This window comes from Quisquiliibacterium sp. (assembly GCF_982640115.1).
Genome location: NZ_CEXFHW010000089.1, coordinates 1 through 15,644 on the forward strand (window position 1 = coordinate 1; position 15,644 = coordinate 15,644).

Below are 15,644 nucleotides of genomic sequence, written 5' to 3' on the forward strand. Positions count from 1 at the left end.
GAACTGCTGCAGCAGATCCGCCGGCAGTTCCGCTTCATCCGCCCCGACGCCTACCTGCGGGTGCGCCGGGTGAGCGACGGCGAGGAGATCGAGCTCGACGGCGTGATCGAGGCCGCGGTCGACCGGCGCGCCGGCCATGCCACCGACGAGCATGTCTACCGCCGCCGCGACCGCGCCCTGCGCGAGGTCTCGGCCGCCTTCCTGCTCGACATGAGCGCCTCCACCGACTTCCCGGTGCCCGATCCGCTGGCCCCCGAACCGCCGCGCGCGCCCGAGCCGCCGCCCGACGCCGAGATGGTCTATGCGTTCTGGAACGACCGCGAGCCGCTGCGGCCCGACCCGCCCAAGCGCCGGGTGATCGATGTCGCCAAGGAGGGCCTGGCCCTGATGGCCCAGGCCCTCGACGGCCTGGGCGACGATCACGCGATCTGGGGCTTCTCGGGCTACGGCCGCGACGATGTCGAGTTCCATGTCGCCAAGGACTTCGGCGAGCCGCTCTCGCCGCGCACCTGGGCCGCGATCGCCGCGATGCAGCCGCGCCGCTCCACCCGCATGGGCCCGGCGATCCGCCATGCGGCCAGCCGGCTGCGTGAGCAGGCCACCCGTCTGAAGCTGCTGATCATGGTCTCTGACGGCTATCCGCAGGACCGCGACTACGGCCCCGACCGCAACGACGACGAATACGGCATCCAGGACACCGCGCGCGCCCTGCAGGAGGCGCAGGCGGCCGGGGTTCAGACCTTCTGCGTGACCATCGATCCTGCCGGGCACGACTACCTGCGCCGCATGTGCCCCGACGCCCGCTACCTGGTCATCGACGAGGTGGCCGACCTGCCCGGCGAGCTGGCCAAGCTCTACCGCGCGCTCACCGCCTGAGACCGACCATGCCCCATCCCACCGCCCGCCAGCTGGTCGCCCGCCTTGCCGCCGGCGAGGTCCGCGCCCTGGACCTCTGCGAACAGGCGATCGCCGCCATCGAGACCGGCGACGGCGCGATCAACGCGGTGGTGGTGCGCGACTTCGCGCGCGCCCGCGAGGCCGCGCGCGCCGCTGACGCGGCCCTGGCCCGGGGCGAGCGCCGCCCGCTGCTCGGCCTGCCGATCACGGTCAAGGAGGCCTTCGATGTGGCGGGTCTGGCCACCACCTGGGGCATCAGCGCCTTCGCCGGCCATCGGCCGACGCAGGACGCCGCGGCCGTGGCGCGCCTGAAGGCGGCCGGCGCGGTGCTGCTGGGCAAGACCAATGTCGCCACCGCCCTGGCCGACTGGCAGAGCGTCAATCCGCTGTTCGGCCGCACCTGCCATCCCGAAGACCCGGCGCGCACGCCTGGCGGCTCCTCCGGCGGTTCGGCCGCGGCCCTGGCGGCAGGCTTCGTCGCGCTCGAGCTGGGCTCCGACATCGGCGGCTCGATCCGGGTGCCCTCGGTGTTCTGCGGGCTGTACGGGCACAAGCCCAGCCTCGAGGTGATCCCCAGCCGCGGCCATGTCTTCCCCGGCAGCTTCGACCGGCCCAACCTCTTCAATGTGGTCGGGCCCATGGCCCGCGATGCCGACGACCTGATCCTGGCCTTCGAGCTGCTCGCCGGCGCCGAGGGCCCGCATGCCACCGGCTGGCAGCTGGCATTGCCGCCGCCGCGCCGCCCGCAGATCGCCGGCCTGCGGGTGCTGGCGCTCAGCCACCATCCCGGCTGCGCCACCGACGCCGCGATCCGCGCCGCGGTGGGCCGGGTGGCCGACACGCTCGCCCGCGCCGGCGCGCAGGTCGTGCACCGGCATCCGCGCTTGCCCGATCTGGCCGCCGGTCAGGCGGTCTACGAAACCCTGCTGATGGCGATCACCACCCGCGGCCTGCCCGACGCGCCCGCGCTGTCGGCCGCGCAGTGGCTCGACGGCCTCGATGCGCGCGCGCAGGCGCGCGTCGACTGGCAGCGGCTGTTCGGCGAGGTCGATCTGGTGGTGGCGCCGGCCTTCGGCACGGCCGCCTTCCGGCATGTCACCGGCCGCGACTGGTCGGCGCGCCGCCTGTCCATCGACGGCGAAGCCACGCCCTACGATCAGCAGCTGGCCTGGCCCGGCGTGGCCACCTTCGCGGGTCTGCCCGCCACGGCGATGCCGGCCGGCCGAACCCCCGAGGGCCTGCCTGCCGGGGTGCAGCTGATCGGGCCCTTCCTGGAAGACCGCACGCCGCTGAGGGTGGCGCAGCTGCTCGCCGCGGCCGGCAGCGACGGGTCGGGCTGACGCCCGGTGCGGGCTCCGTCCGCGCAAGCTACTCCGGCTGGTTCTGCAGCTTGAGGATGCGCTCGATGCGGTCCTCGACCGTGGCGTCGCTGCCGCCCTTCCACTGCAGCACCTGCAGCACCACGCCGTTGGCATCGCGCGGCCGCAGCACCACCTCGCTGCGGTTGCTGAACTCGTCGCGCAGCGGGATGCGATAGCCGTTGGCCTCGATCTGCTCGACGAAGCCGGCAAGATCGTCGACCTCGAGCCCGAGGTGGTGCAGCCCCTCGCCGTGCTTGTCGATGTGCTGGTTGATGAAGCCGTCGGGTTCCAGCGACTGCACCAGCGAGAGCACGTTCTCGCCGATCTGCATGTAGGCTACCTTGACCATGCCCGCCTTCTCGCGCAGCACCTCGGTGCGGATATGCCGGGCGTTGAGCAGCTTGCGGTACTGCTCGGTGGCCTGATCGCAGTCGCGCACCGCGATGGCCACATGATCGATTCGTCGGATGCTGGCCATGCCGGCGTCTCCTGTGACTGAAGTGTCCGGAGTGTAGCCCGCGATGTTCCCGCAGCCCGCCGACTTCCGTGCCGAATCCGATGCCCTGCATGCGCTGCTCGCATCGCTCCCCGATGCCGGCTTCGGCCGCGCCACCCGCTTCAAGCAGTGGACCATCGACGAGGTGCTCACCCATCTCCATCACTGGAACCATGCCGTGCTGCTCTCGCTCACCGACGAGCCGGCCTTCATCGCCTTCATGGCCGACCTGCAGGCGCGGCGGCGGCACACGCCGATGCGCGCGCTCGAGCGCGCCTGGAGCGGCGGCCTGCGCGGGCAGGCGCTGCTCGCGGCCTGGCACGCCCTGTGCGCCACCGTGGCCGAGCGTTTCCAGGCCGACGACCCGAAGCGGCGGGTGAAGTGGGGCGGGCCCGACATGAGCGTGCGCTCGAGCATCACCGCGCGGCTGATGGAGACCTGGGCGCACGGCCAGGCGGTGTATGACCTGCTCGGCGTCGAGCGGGTGGACACCGACCGCATCCGGAACATCGCGGTGCTGGGCATCAACACCTTCGGCTGGACCTTCTCGGTGCACCGGCAGACCCCGCCCGCCGAGCCGCCGCAGGTGCGGCTCACCGCGCCCTCGGGCGCGATCTGGCGCTGGCACGAACACAGCACCAGCGGCCTCATCGAGGGCAGCGCCACCGAGTTCTGCCAGGTGGTCACACAGGTGCGGCATGTCGCCGACACCCGGCTTGCGATCTCGGGCGAAGCGGCGCAGCGCTGGATGGCGATCGCGCAGTGCTTCGCCGGCGGCCCCGAGCAGCCGCCCGCCCCGGGCACGCGGTTCCGGGAACCGGCCGCCGCCTGAGCGCCGTCGCTCGGCGATCCGCGATACTGCCGGACAGCCGCGGCACCCGCGCGACAGCCACGCGGGGAGCATCGCCAGCCCGCTGCCTCGGGCAGACCGGCGCCCCGGCGCCGTGACCGGCACCTGCATTCACTCCCCCAGAGGATCATCCCCATGGACCTGAGCTATTCCACCGAAGAACTCGCCTTTCGCGACGAGGTCCGCGACTGGCTGGCCGGCAACCTGCCGGCCGACATCCGCGAGAAGGTGGTGGGCTACCGCCACCTCTCCAAGGAGGACTTCACCCGCTGGCACAGGATCCTGGCCGCCAAGGGCTGGGCCGTGCCGCACTGGCCGGTGGAATGGGGTGGCACCGGCTGGGATGTCACCCAGCGCTACATCTTCGACGAGGAGTTCGGCCTGGCCGGCGCGCCGGTGCTGCCCAGCTTCGGCCCCAACATGTGCGCCGCCGTGCTGCAGCGCTTCGGCACCGAGGCGCAGAAGGCCCACTACCTGCCGCGCATCCGCAACGGCGACGACTTCTGGGTGCAGGGTTACTCCGAGCCCGGCTCGGGCTCGGACCTTGCCTCGCTCAAGACCCGCGCCGAACGCCAGGGCGATCACTACCTGGTCAACGGCCAGAAGATCTGGACCACCCTGGGCCACTACGGCGACTGGATCTTCTGCCTGGTGCGCACCGACCCCTCGGCCGCCAAGCGCCAGGAGGGCATCAGCTTCCTGCTGATCGACATGAAGACCCCCGGTATCACCGTGCGCCCGCTCATCCTCATGGATGGCGGCCACGAGGTGAACGAGGTGTTCTTCGAGAATGTGAAGGTGCCGCTCGGCAATCTCGTGCACGAGGAGAACAAGGGCTGGACGGTGGCCAAGTACCTGCTTGGCCACGAGCGCATGGGCTCGGCCCGGGTAGGCGCCTCGCGCCGCGAGCTCGGCGCGCTGCGGGCGCTGGCCTCGCGCGAGCTCAAGAACGGCCGGCCGCTGATCGAGGATCCGCGCTTCCGCGACCGGCTCTCGCGGATCGAGATCGAGCTGATGTCGCTCGAGCTCACCGCCATGCGCTTCCTCGACCGCATGCGACGCAGCGGCCAGCCGCCCGGCGCCGATGTGTCGATGCTCAAGATCCGCGGCACCGAGGTGCAGCAGGCCATCACGGAGCTGATGATGCAGGCCGCCGGCCCCGAGGCCCAGCCCTTCGTGGCGGTCGAGGGCGGCGAGGTCGATCCCCTGCATTCCCGCCTTGCGCCGCGCTACTTCAACTTCCGCAAGGCGAGCATCTACGCCGGCTCCAACGAGATCCAGCGCAACATCATCGCCAAGGCCACCCTGGGCCTGTGAGCCGCACGGAGACACCGTCATGAACTTCGAATACACCGAAGAGCAGCAGCAGCTTGCCGACTCCCTGCGCCGCTACCTCGCCAACGAATACGGCTTCGATCGGCGCAAGGCGATCATCGCCTCGCCCGAGGGCGTGAGCGACACCGCCTGGGCCGCCTTCGCCGAGCTCGGCCTCACCGCCATCACCCTGCCCGAGGCCGATGGCGGCTTCGGCGGCGGCGCCGTCGACCTGATGGCACCGATGGAAGCCTGCGGCGAGGCCCTGGTGGTCGAGCCGCTGATCGAGACCATCGGCCTGGGCGCCCGGCTGGTGGCCCGCGCCGGCAACCCGGTGCAGCGTGAGAAGCTGCTGCGCGGCGTGGCCGAAGGCAGCGTGCGCCTGGCCTTCGCCAGCCTGGAGCCGGGCCGGCGCTACCAGCTCGAGCCGCAGACCACCACCGCCCGGGTGCAGGACGGCGCCTGGCTGCTCGAGGGCGAGAAGACCGTCGTGATCGGCGCGCCCTCGGCGCACTGCCTGATCGTCTCGGCGCGCACCGCGGCCGGCATCAGCCTGTTCCTGGTGCCGCACGATGCTGCGGGCCTGAGCCTGTCACCCTGCCGCACGGTCGATGGCCAGCGCGCCGCCGATGTCCGCCTGAGCGGGGTTCGGCTGCCGGCCGACGCCCTGCTCGGCACCGACGGCGAGGCCATGGCCCACATCGAGGAGGCGGTCGACTTCGCCACGGCACTGCTGTGCGCCGACGCGGTGGGTGCCATGAAGCAGGCCACCGATGCCACGCTCGACTACACGAAGAACCGCAAGCAGTTCGGCGTGCCGATCTCCTCCTTCCAGGTGCTGCAGCACCGCATGGTCGAGATGTACATCGGCTGCGAGCAGGCCCGCTCGATGGCGATCCTGGCCGCGGCCCGGGTCGACAGCGCCAGGGATGCCGCCGAGCGCCAGCGGGCGGTCTCGATGGCCAAGGTCAAGATCGCCGATGTCGCGCGGCAGATCAGCCAGGAGTCGGTGCAGCTGCATGGCGGCATGGGCATGACCGAGGAGATGAAGGTCTCCCACACCTTCCGCCGGCTGACCATGATCGCGCAGCGCTTTGGCGATGCCGACCACCACCTCGAGCGCTACGCGGCGCTGAGCTGAGCCGCTGCACGGCGGCCGGGGCAAGGGCCGCCGCCGTCAGCCCCCGGCGCGACCCCAGCCGCTCCTCAGCCGCCTACCAGGTGTCCACCCAGGCGCGGCGCTTGCCGGTGCGCGGCGCCTTGGGCGGCAGCGCCTTCAGGCCGGCCATGATCCAGCGCCGGGTCTCGGCAGGGTCGATCACATCGTCGAGCTCGAACAGCGAGGCGGCGCTCAGCGCCTTGCCCTGCTCATACATGCCCGCCACCCGCTTGTCGTAGGCGGCCTTGCGCGCCACCGGGTCTTCGATCGCCGCGAGCTCGTTGCGGTAGCCCAGCTTCACCGCGCCTTCCAGGCCCATGCCGCCGAACTCGCCGGTGGGCCAGGACACCGCAAAGAAGGGCGCGTGAAAGCCCCCGCCGGCCATGCCCTGCGCGCCCAGCCCGTACCCCTTGCGCAACACCACCGTGAACACCGGGATCTCGAGGTTGGCGCCGATCACGAAGGGCCGGCAGCAGTGGCGCACCAGCGCGGTCTTCTCGTAGTCGGGACCCACCATGTTGCCCGGCGTGTCGCACAGCGACAGCAGCGGGATGTCGAAGGCGTCGCACAGCTGCATGAAGCGCGCCGCCTTGTCGGCGGCATCGCTGTCGATCGCGCCGCCGAGATGCGCCGGGTTGTTGGCGATCAGGCCCATCGGCCGGCCCTCGACGCGCAGGAAGGCGGTGATCATCGAGGGGCCGAAACGCGGCCGCAGCTCGAGCACGCTGTCGGTGTCGGCCAGCAGCCGGATGACGGTGCGCACATCGTAGACCCGCAGCCGGTTCTCGGGGATCACCGCGCGCAGCTCGCGTTGATCGGCGCAGGTCCAGTCCTTCACTGCGCCCTGGAAGTACGACAGGTACTGCCGGGCCACGCGCACCGCCTCGGCCTCGTCCTTCACCGCGATGTCGACCACACCGTTGCGGGTCTGCACATCGATCGGGCCCACTTCCTCGGGACGGTACACGCCCAGGCCGCCGCCCTCGATCATCGCCGGGCCGCCCATGCCGATGGTCGCGTTCTCGGTGGCGATGACCACATCGCAGCAGCCGAGCAGCACCGCATTGCCGGCGAAGCAGCGACCCGAGGCGATGCCCACCAGCGGCACCAGGCCGCTCAGCCGCCCGAAGCGCTGGAAGGCCTCGGTGATCAGGTTGGCCGCGAAGACCTGATCGGTGTCGCCAGGCCGCCCGCCGCCGCCCTCGGCAAACAGCACCAGCGGCAGCCGCCACTGGTGGGCAATCTCGAACATGCGGTCCTTCTTGGCGTGGTTCTTCTTGCCCTGCGTGCCCGCCAGCACGGTGTAGTCGTAGGACATGGCCACGCAGCGCGATTCGGTCTCGGGGAAGAGCGCGCCATTGACATGGCCCAGGCCCATCACCATGCCGTCGGCGGGCGTGGTGCGGATCAGTTCGTCCATCGGCATGCGCAGCCGGCGCGCCGCGATCACCAGCGAGCCGTACTCGGTGAAGCTGCCGGGGTCGCAGAGATCCTCGATGTTCTCGCGCGCGGTGCGCTGGCCGGTGCGCCGGCGCTTGGCCACCGCATCGGGTCGCGCGGCGTCCTGCGTGAGGGCCTGGCGGGCGAGCACCTCGGCCAGATCGGGACGGATGTGGTCGAGGTCGACCGCCGCCTCGGCCTGACGGGCCTGTCCGCTCGTCGCGACCGGCTCCAGGAAGAGGAGCGGCTGGCCTTCAAGCAGCGGATCACCCGGCCCGGCGAGCAGCTCGCGCACGATGCCGCCGGTGAGCGCCTCGATGACATGCTCCATCTTCATCGACTCCATCACCAGCAGCGGCTGGCCGGCGAGCACGGTGTCGCCCACCGCCACCGACACGCTCACCACCGTGCCCTGGATCGGCGCGGGCAGGGCCACGCAGCCCTCGGGCGCGTCGGCGGCATCGGGCCCCGCCGCGGCCACCGGTTCGGCCGGCATCGGCGCAGCGGCCACGCCGGCCTGGGCGTCCTCGCGGCCGTGGCGCAGCACCGCCAGCGGGTCGCTGCGATCGACCTGGGCGCCGGCCCGGCGCGGGCCGCCCGAGGCCCGCGCGCCGCTGTCGTGGAAGAGCTTCTGATGGACCGCGTCGGCCGCGCTGAGCGCGGCGGCATGACGCTCGATGAAGCGGGTATCGATCGCGCCCTCGAGGAAGGCCGGCAGGCGCAGCAGGTTCTGCAGCATCGGCAGATTGGTGGCCAAGCCCTCCAGCCGGAACTCGCACAGCGCCCGGTAGGCCCGCGCCGCCACCTCGGGCAGGCCGCCGGCGCGGGCATGCACCACCAGCTTGGCGAGCAGCGAGTCGTAGCGCGGACTGGTGCGATAGCCGGCGTAGCCGAAGGTGTCCACCCGCACCCCGGGTCCGAGCGGCGGCTCGAACACCGTGAGCGTGCCGCCGGCCGGCTTGACCGTGCCCTGCGGCGTGAGCGTCTCCATGTTGATGCGCAGCTGCATCGCCATGCCCAGGGGTGCGGGCGACTGGCCGGGGGCAAGGCCCAGCTCGACCAGGCTCGCGCCGGCGGCCAGCCGCAGCTGGGTCTGCACCAGGTCGACGCCGGTGACCTCCTCGGTGACGGTGTGCTCCACCTGCAGACGCGGGTTGGCCTCGATGAAGGCGAAGCCGGCCTGCGCCCGGCCGGCGGCGTCGACCAGGAACTCGAAGGTGCCGACATTGCGATAGGCCACCTCGCCAGCCATGCCGAGAGCCGCCGCCAGCAGGCGCTCGCGCAGCGCCGGGTCCAGGCCGGGCGCCGGCGCGATCTCGACCACCTTCTGGCGCTCGCGCTGCAGGCTGCACTCGCGCTCCCAGAGATGGGTGACCGCGCCCGAGCCATCGCCGAGCACCTGCACCTCGATGTGCCGCGCGGACTCGAACAACCGCTCGACATAGACCTCGGCATTACCGAAGGAGGCCAGCGCCTCGGAACGGCAGCGCTCCCAGGCAGACGGCATCTCGGCGGCCGAGCGCACGATGCGCATGCCGCGGCCGCCACCACCGGCGACCGCCTTGACCATCACTGCCGCCTCGCCACCCGGCCCGCCCTGCTGGCTCTCGAAGAACGCCAGGGCCTCATCGAGGCGGGTGGGCCCGGCGGTGCCGGGCATCACCGGCACCCCAAGGCGCGCGGCCAGCGCCCGCGCCTTGGCCTTGTCGCCGAAGAGGTCCAGGGTCTGTGGCGAAGGGCCGACGAACACCAGCCCGGCCTGCGCGCAGCGCTCGGCGAAGGCGGCGTTCTCGCTCAGGAAGCCGTAGCCGGGATGGACCGCATCGCAGCCGGTGGCCTGCGCCGCCGCGATCACCGCCTCGATGTCGAGGTAGGCCGCCACGCCGGTGCCGGGCAGGGCCACGCTCTCGTCGGCCTTGCGCGCGTGCAGCGAGGCGGCATCGTCCTGGGCGTGGATGGCCACGGTGCGGATGCCCAGGCCGGCAGCGGCCCGGGCAATGCGGATGGCGATCTCGCCGCGGTTGGCGATCAGCAGGGTCTTCAGGCTCATGGCGGATGGGCGGCCGGCGGACCGCGCAGGACAGGGTGGACGGGAAACGGCAGCGCGGCGTTCAGCGCCGCTTCATGGTGGGATCGAGCGCGATGCGCACCGACTCCCCCAGCGCGTTGAAGCTGAGCGCGGTGAGCAGGATGGCGATGCCCGGCGCATACATCTGCTCGGGCGCGATCTCCATGTACTGGTAGGCGCGGGCGAGCATCGCGCCCCAGCTCGGCGTGGGCGGCTGCACGCCCAGACCCAGGAAGCTCAGGCTCGCCTCGGCAAGCAGGGCCACCGCCAGCAGCAGCGTCACCTGCACGATCACCGGCTGCACCGCATTGGGCAGGATGTGGCGCACGAGCAGCCGCGGCAGGCTCGCGCCGAACACCCGCGCCGCGTCCACATAGAGCTCCTGCTTGACGATCAGGGTCTGGGCGCGCGCCAGCCGGGCGAGCTGCGGCGAGAACACGATGCCCACCGCGATCATGCTGTTGGTGAGGCCGATGCCCAGCGCGCCGGTGACCGCAATGGCCAGCACGATCGCCGGGAACGAGAGCAGGGTGTCGATCAGGCGGCCGATCACATCGTCGACCCAGCCGCCCAGGAAGCCGGCGAGCAGGCCCACCGGCAGACCGATCACCAGCCCCACCGACACCGCCAGGAAGCTGGCGTAGAGCGTGGCCGGCGCGCCATGGATCAGCCGGCTGAAGACATCGCGGCCGAGATCGTCGGTGCCCAGCAGATGGGCGGCGCTGGGCGCGAGCAGGGTGTTGTTCACATCCTGCTGGGTGGGCGGATAGGGCGCGATCTGGGTCGCGAAGACCGCCACCACCAGCAGCGCGAGCAGGAACGAGAGGCTCAGCGCCGCCCGCAGGTCACGGCGCAGCCAGCGCGCCAGCCGCACCAGCCGCCCGGCCGGGCCGGGCGTGTCGGGCCGGTCGGCCGGACCGCTGTCGGGCGCAGCGCCCGGTGCCTGCGGCGCGCTCATCGCCGCCCCACCCTGGGATCGACCACGGTGTAGAGCAGGTCGATCACCAGATTGAGTGTGATCACGATCAGCACCATGGCCAGCACCACCCCCTGGATCACCGGAAAGTCCTTCTGGATGGCCGAGGCCACCACCATGCTGCCCACCCCCGGAATGGCGAACACCGCCTCGATCACCACCGTGGCGCCGAGCAGCCGGTTGAACATCAGGCCGATGACGGTGAGCAGGTTGACGCTGACATTCTTCAGGCCGTGGCGCCACAGGATGGCCGAAGGCGGCAGACCCTTGGCGTGAAGCGTGCGCACGAACTGCGAGGACAGCACCTCGACCAGCGAGCCGCGCAGCTGGCGGGCGACCTCGGCGATGCCGCCGGCGGCCAGCGCAAGGGCGGGCAGCGTGGCCGCCTTGATCGAGGCCATGGGGTCCTTGGCGAAGACGACCGCCCCGGTGGCCGGGAACCAGCCCAGCCCGAGCGCGAAGATCGACACCAGCAGCATGGCCAGCCAGAAGTTGGGCAGCGCCACACCGAGCGAGGCCACGCTGGTGACGAAGGCATCGACGCGGCTGTTCGGGCGCAGCGCGGCGAGGATGCCCATCGGCACGCCGATCAGCAGCGACACCGACAGCGCCATCAGCACGATCTGCAGCGTGGTGGGGAATCGGGTGAGGATGGAGCGCAGCACCGGCTCGCCCGAGAGCATCGACTTGCCCAGATCGCCCTGCACCGCGCCCCACAGCCACTGACCGTACTGCACCAGCAGCGGCCGGTCGAGGCCGTAGAGCCGGCGCAGCTCGGCGATGCGCGCCTCGCTCGCGCTCTCGCCGGCCAGCGTGACCGCGATGTCGCCCGGCACCAGCTGCATCAGCCCGAACACGATGAAGGTGGCAAGCACGATCACCGGCACGAACTGCAGCAGGCGCCAGCCGATCAGCTTCCAGCGGTCACGGGCGAGCATGGCTCAGCGGCTCCGCAAGACCAGGGCGGGTGCCGCAGCGCACCTATTCGGAGAGCCAGACATTCTCGAACTTCGGCTTGCCGAGCAGGTTGGGCTTGTAGCCTTGCACCTTCTTCGCGCTGGCATCGAGCTCGAGCTGGAAGCACAGCGGCGCCACCAGCGAGAGGTCGCTGATGATCTTCATCACCCGGCCGAGCTCGCGCTTGCGCACCTCCTGGTCGGTCGAGGCGCGGCTCGACAGCAGCGCGGCAGACAGCTCGAAGGAGGGTTCGGCCTTGCCGGCATTGAAGTAGGCGTTCTTCGCGTACATGAGCGAGAAGGTGAGCGACGGGTCGGGGCGGCCGGTCCAGGCCGAGAGCAGGCCGTCGCCCTCCTGGCGGAAGAAGCGCGCGCTCATGTCGGCGATGCTGCCGTTGTTCCACTTCACCCGGATGCCGGCCTTGCGCAGCTGTTCCATGAACACCTCCTGACGCTGCACCGAGCGCTGGTCGGTGTAGCCCAGGAAGGTCAGGTCGATGCCGTCCTTGTGGCCGGCCTCGGCGAGCAGCTTGCGGGCTGCGTCCACATCATGCGGCCAGGCATTGACCAGCGACTTGTCGTAGGCCCAGTGGGCGCTTGGCAGCTGCGTCCAGGCCACCTCGGCCAGCCCTCCCATGGTGGCCTTCACGAAAGCCTCGCGGTCGATGGCGTGGTTGATGGCGCGACGCACCTTGGCGTCGTTGAGCGGCGCGCGCCCGTAGTTCATGTAGAGCTGGATGCAGTACAGCGTGGGCCCGCTGTTGGAGTGCAGCTTGCTGCGATCGACCACCGCGCGCTGCTGCGGCGAGAGGAAGTACACATAGTCGTTCTGGCCGGCCACCACCGAGCGCAGGCCGGTGTTGACCTCGATGATGATCTGCATCTCGATGCCGTCCAGGTACGGCATGCCGGGCTTCCAGTACTTGTCGTTGCGGGTGACCGAGACCTTCTCGCCGTCGGCCCAGTTCACCAGCCGCCACGGACCGGTGCCCACCGGCTTGCGATCGTGTTCGTTGCCCAGCGCCTGCACCGCCTTGGGCGAGGCCATCATGCCGGCCCGGTCCGACAGGATCAGCGGCAGGGCGGCATCAGGCTGGTTCAGCCGCAGGGTGACCCCATGGCTGCCGGTGACCTCCACCGAATCAATGGTGGCAAGGTCGGCCTTGATGTTGGAGCGCTGGCCGGTGCGCGAGCGGTCGAGGTTGAATTTCACCGCCGCCGCGTCGAAGGGCGTGCCGTCATGGAAGACCACGCCCTTGCGCAGGTTGAGCACCATGGTGCGCGGATCGGGAAAGCTCCAGGACTCGGCCAGGCCCGGCTTGGCGCGCAGGGTCTCGTACTCCCACTCGATCAGGGTGTCGAAGATCGTGTAGAGGAAGACATGGTCGGTGCCGGCGCCGCCGGTGGCGGGATCGAGGCTCGAGGGGTTGGCGGGTGCGGCCACCTTGAGCACGCCGCCACGGCGCGGCGCGCCCTGGGCCAGCGCCATGGCCGAGGGCCCGGCGGTGAAGGCGCCGGTGATCAGGCCGATCATCTCGCGGCGGGTCACGCGCACCGGCTGCTCGGCGGACTCGTCGGCGGGGGGGAAGGACATCGGGTTCATCAGCACTCTCCGTCAGGAACTGGCCTCGGGGCCGGGTACGAAATGACAGGCCACCCAGTGGCCGGGGGACACCTCACGCCAGGCGGGCTCGCGCGTGGCGCACTCCGGAGCGGCGCCGGGGCAGCGGGTGCGGAAGCGGCAGCCCGACGGCGGATCGATCGGGCTGGGTATCTCGCCGACCAGGATCTGTTTCTCGGTGGTGCGCATGGCCGCGGGCAGCGGCACCGGCTCCGAGGACAGCAGCGCCTGGGTATAGGGATGGCGCGGCGCATCGGCCAGCGCCTGGGCATCGGCCAGCTCGACGAAGCGGCCGAGGTACATCACCGCGATACGGTCGCTGACATGCGAGACCACGCCCAGGTCGTGGGTGATGAAGACATAGGTCAGGCCGAACTCGCGCTGCAGGTCGGCGAACAGGTTGAGCACATCGGCCTGGATCGAAACATCGAGCGCGGCCACCACCTCATCGCAGACGATGAGCTTGGGGCGCAGCATCAGCACCCGGGCGATGTTCACCCGCTGCTTCTGCCCGCCGGAGAGTTCGTGCGGATAGCGGTCGGCGTACTCGGCGCCCAGGCCCACCCGCTCGAGCGCGGCGCGGGCCCGCGCCCGGCGCTCGGCCAGCGGCACGCCACCGGCGATGTCGAGCGGCTCGCGCACCGAATCACCGATGGTCATGCGCGGGTTGAGCGCCGCGTTGGGGTCCTGGAACACCACCTGGTAGTCGCGGCGCAGGCGGCGCAGCGCCGCTGCGCCGAGCTGATGCGGATCGGTGCCGCCCAGACGCAGACCACCGGCGGTGGGCTTGAGCAGCATCACCAGGGCCCGCCCCAGGGTGGACTTGCCCGAGCCCGATTCGCCGATCACGCCGAAGGTCTCGCCGGCGCGCACCGCGAAGCTCACGCCATCGACCGCCTTGACGCTCTCGCCGCCCTTGCCGGTGGCGAAATGCACCTTCAGATCCTCGACCGTGATCAGCGGCTCGCGCGGGGGCAGACCGGCGCCGATCATGCCAGCGCCCCCGGCAGGGCCAGCTCGCTCTGGCGGATGCAGCGGGCGCGGCGCCCCGAATCATCAACCGGCTGCAGCGCCTGCGGCTGTCCGCAGTCGGGGCCGGCGTGGGCGCAGCGCGGCTGGAAGCGGCAGCCCGAGGGCATCGCGGTGAGCGAGGGCACGCGGCCGGGCACCGAAGGCAGCACCGACTTGCGCGGACTCAGGCGGGGAATGGAGCGCAGCAGGCCCGAGGTGTAGGGATGGCGCGGTCGCACCAGCGCATCATCGACCCGCGCATCCTCGACCACCTCGCCGGCGTACATGGTGAGCAGGCGGTCGCAGGTCTCGGCCACCACGCCGAGATCGTGGGTGATGAAGAGCAGCGCGGTGCCCGAGCGCCGGCTGAGATCGGCCAGCAGGCGGATGATCTGGGCCTGGATGGTCACATCGAGCGCGGTGGTCGGCTCGTCGGCGATCAGCAGACGCGGCTCGCAGGCCAGGGCGATGGCGATCATCGCGCGCTGGCGCATGCCGCCGGAGAGCTGGTGCGGGTACTCGTCGACCCGGCGCTGCGGCAGCGGAATGCCCACCGCGTCCAGGGCCTGGATGGCCTGCTCGCGGGCCTGGCGACGCGTGAAGCCGCGATGGGTGCGCAGGCTCTCGGCGATCTGCTCACCCACCGTGAAGACCGGGTCGAGCGCGCTCATGGGCTCCTGGAAGATCATGCCGATGCGCGCCCCCCGGATCGCGCGCATCTCGCGCGGCGAGAGGGTGAGCAGGTCGCGGCCCTCGAACTCGATGCGGCCGGTGACCCGGCTGGAGCGCGCCGGCAGCAGCCCGAGGATGGACAGCCCCGTGATGGTCTTGCCGCAGCCGCTCTCGCCGACGATGCCCACCCGCTCGCCAGGCTGCAGACTGAAGTCGATGCCGCGCGTGGCCTGCACCTCGCCCTGCGGGCCGCGGAAGGCGATCGACAGATCGCGCACCGCGAGCAGCGGTGCGGCAGATGTGGCGTCGGTGGCGTTCATGCGGACATGGCCGGCGGGGGCGTCAGGTCGGGCCGGCGTCAGGCGGCACGGGCATTGCGCTTGCGCTGCGCCGGCGGCAGCGGCATCTCGCCGATCACGCCGGCTTCGGTCAGCCGCCCGAGATCGGCCTCGGTCAGGCCGAGCACGCCGGTGAGCACCTCGCGGTTGAACTGGCCCATGGTGGGCGCCGGCCAGCGCACCGGCGGCGGCACACCGCCCTGACGGTAGGGCGGGCTCACCAGCGAATGCAGGCCGACCACCGCACGCTCCACCCGGCGGATCACACCGCGAGCGACCAGATGCGGATCGGTGTAGAGCGCCACCGGGGGCAGCACCTCGCCGGCCGCCACGCCGGCCTGCTGGAGCCGCCGCATGGCGTCGTGGGCAGGACGCGCGGCGCACCAGGCACTCAGGACCTGATCGATGCGATCGGCCTGCGCGCGCCGGCCGGCCGCCTCGGCGAGCGCGGGATCGGCGGCCAGTTCGACCGCGCCGATGGCCGC

The 15,644-nt window shown here is 71.4% G+C and carries 13 protein-coding genes; 5 read left to right on the plus strand and 8 right to left on the minus strand.

From position 1 onward, the window contains the following. Positions 1-876: nitric oxide reductase activation protein NorD (locus AC2H6A_RS11305; RefSeq protein WP_484273564.1), on the plus strand; the 876-nt coding region annotated here is incomplete at its 5' end. Positions 877-884: 8 nt separating this feature from the next. Continuing rightward, positions 885-2,237, plus strand: coding sequence for an amidase family protein (locus tag AC2H6A_RS11310; protein ID WP_484273566.1), 1,353 nt, complete (start codon positions 885-887; stop codon positions 2,235-2,237). Positions 2,238-2,265: 28 nt separating this feature from the next. Here AC2H6A_RS11310 and AC2H6A_RS11315 read toward each other — a convergent pair whose 3' ends face one another. Further along, a complete protein-coding gene (locus tag AC2H6A_RS11315) occupies positions 2,266-2,736 on the minus strand; it encodes a VOC family protein (protein WP_484273567.1) in 471 nt (156 codons plus the stop codon). A 43-nt stretch (positions 2,737-2,779) separates the two neighbouring features. On the opposite strand from AC2H6A_RS11315, the gene AC2H6A_RS11320 reads away from it, so the two are divergent. The 3 genes from AC2H6A_RS11320 (at position 2,780) to AC2H6A_RS11330 (ending at position 6,059) form a co-directional block, all read left to right on the plus strand. Next, the gene (locus AC2H6A_RS11320; protein WP_484273569.1) at positions 2,780-3,586 is read left to right on the plus strand and encodes a TIGR03084 family metal-binding protein; all 807 of its coding nucleotides are present in this window, start codon (positions 2,780-2,782) and stop codon (positions 3,584-3,586) included. 153 nt (positions 3,587-3,739) lie between these two features. Further along, positions 3,740-4,921, plus strand: coding sequence for an acyl-CoA dehydrogenase family protein (locus tag AC2H6A_RS11325; RefSeq protein ID WP_484273571.1), 1,182 nt, complete (start codon positions 3,740-3,742; stop codon positions 4,919-4,921). Positions 4,922-4,940: 19 nt separating this feature from the next. Beyond that, the gene (locus AC2H6A_RS11330; protein WP_484273573.1) at positions 4,941-6,059 is read left to right on the plus strand and encodes an acyl-CoA dehydrogenase family protein; all 1,119 of its coding nucleotides are present in this window, start codon (positions 4,941-4,943) and stop codon (positions 6,057-6,059) included. Positions 6,060-6,132: 73 nt separating this feature from the next. Here the strand turns inward: AC2H6A_RS11330 and AC2H6A_RS11335 are convergent, their stop codons facing one another. The 7 genes from AC2H6A_RS11335 to AC2H6A_RS11365 form a co-directional block, all read right to left on the minus strand. Continuing rightward, complete coding sequence (locus AC2H6A_RS11335) at positions 6,133-9,567, minus strand: carboxyl transferase domain-containing protein (RefSeq protein ID WP_484273575.1); 3,435 nt, start codon at positions 9,565-9,567, stop codon at positions 6,133-6,135. Between the two features lie 61 nt (positions 9,568-9,628). After that, entirely contained in the window at positions 9,629-10,543 is a 915-nt protein-coding gene (locus AC2H6A_RS11340) for an ABC transporter permease (protein WP_484273577.1), read from the minus strand. Further along, complete coding sequence (locus AC2H6A_RS11345) at positions 10,540-11,499, minus strand: ABC transporter permease (RefSeq protein WP_484273578.1); 960 nt, start codon at positions 11,497-11,499, stop codon at positions 10,540-10,542. Before AC2H6A_RS11345 ends, AC2H6A_RS11340 begins: the two co-directional genes overlap by 4 nt. A gap of 43 nt (positions 11,500-11,542) precedes the next feature. Further along, a complete protein-coding gene (locus AC2H6A_RS11350) occupies positions 11,543-13,120 on the minus strand; it encodes an ABC transporter substrate-binding protein (RefSeq protein ID WP_484273579.1) in 1,578 nt (525 codons plus the stop codon). A 12-nt stretch (positions 13,121-13,132) separates the two neighbouring features. Further along, complete coding sequence (locus tag AC2H6A_RS11355) at positions 13,133-14,131, minus strand: ABC transporter ATP-binding protein (protein WP_484273580.1); 999 nt, start codon at positions 14,129-14,131, stop codon at positions 13,133-13,135. Beyond that, positions 14,128-15,141 (minus strand): ABC transporter ATP-binding protein, encoded by a 1,014-nt coding sequence (locus tag AC2H6A_RS11360; RefSeq protein ID WP_484273582.1) that lies wholly within the window; start codon positions 15,139-15,141, stop codon positions 14,128-14,130. The genes AC2H6A_RS11355 and AC2H6A_RS11360 overlap by 4 nt, the downstream gene beginning before the upstream one ends. Positions 15,142-15,179: 38 nt before the next feature. Then, positions 15,180-15,644, minus strand: a 465-nt coding sequence (locus AC2H6A_RS11365) for a CoA transferase (RefSeq protein WP_484273584.1), incomplete at its 5' end; no start/stop codon positions are given.

Excerpts from the sequence above, each read along its gene's own strand:
- AC2H6A_RS11335 (WP_484273575.1), bottom strand. The coding sequence starts at position 9,567 with ATGAGCCTGAAGACCCTGCTGATCGCCAACCGCGGCGAGATCGCCATC.
- AC2H6A_RS11355 (WP_484273580.1), bottom strand. The coding sequence starts at position 14,131 with ATGATCGGCGCCGGTCTGCCCCCGCGCGAGCCGCTGATCACGGTCGAG.
- AC2H6A_RS11350 (WP_484273579.1), bottom strand. The coding sequence starts at position 13,120 with ATGAACCCGATGTCCTTCCCCCCCGCCGACGAGTCCGCCGAGCAGCCG.
- AC2H6A_RS11360 (WP_484273582.1), bottom strand. The coding sequence starts at position 15,141 with ATGAACGCCACCGACGCCACATCTGCCGCACCGCTGCTCGCGGTGCGC.
- AC2H6A_RS11345 (WP_484273578.1), bottom strand. The coding sequence starts at position 11,499 with ATGCTCGCCCGTGACCGCTGGAAGCTGATCGGCTGGCGCCTGCTGCAG.
- AC2H6A_RS11325 (WP_484273571.1), top strand. The coding sequence starts at position 3,740 with ATGGACCTGAGCTATTCCACCGAAGAACTCGCCTTTCGCGACGAGGTC.
- AC2H6A_RS11320 (WP_484273569.1), top strand. The coding sequence starts at position 2,780 with ATGTTCCCGCAGCCCGCCGACTTCCGTGCCGAATCCGATGCCCTGCAT.
- AC2H6A_RS11310 (WP_484273566.1), top strand. The coding sequence starts at position 885 with ATGCCCCATCCCACCGCCCGCCAGCTGGTCGCCCGCCTTGCCGCCGGC.
- AC2H6A_RS11340 (WP_484273577.1), bottom strand. The coding sequence starts at position 10,543 with ATGAGCGCGCCGCAGGCACCGGGCGCTGCGCCCGACAGCGGTCCGGCC.
- AC2H6A_RS11315 (WP_484273567.1), bottom strand. The coding sequence starts at position 2,736 with ATGGCCAGCATCCGACGAATCGATCATGTGGCCATCGCGGTGCGCGAC.
- AC2H6A_RS11330 (WP_484273573.1), top strand. The coding sequence starts at position 4,941 with ATGAACTTCGAATACACCGAAGAGCAGCAGCAGCTTGCCGACTCCCTG.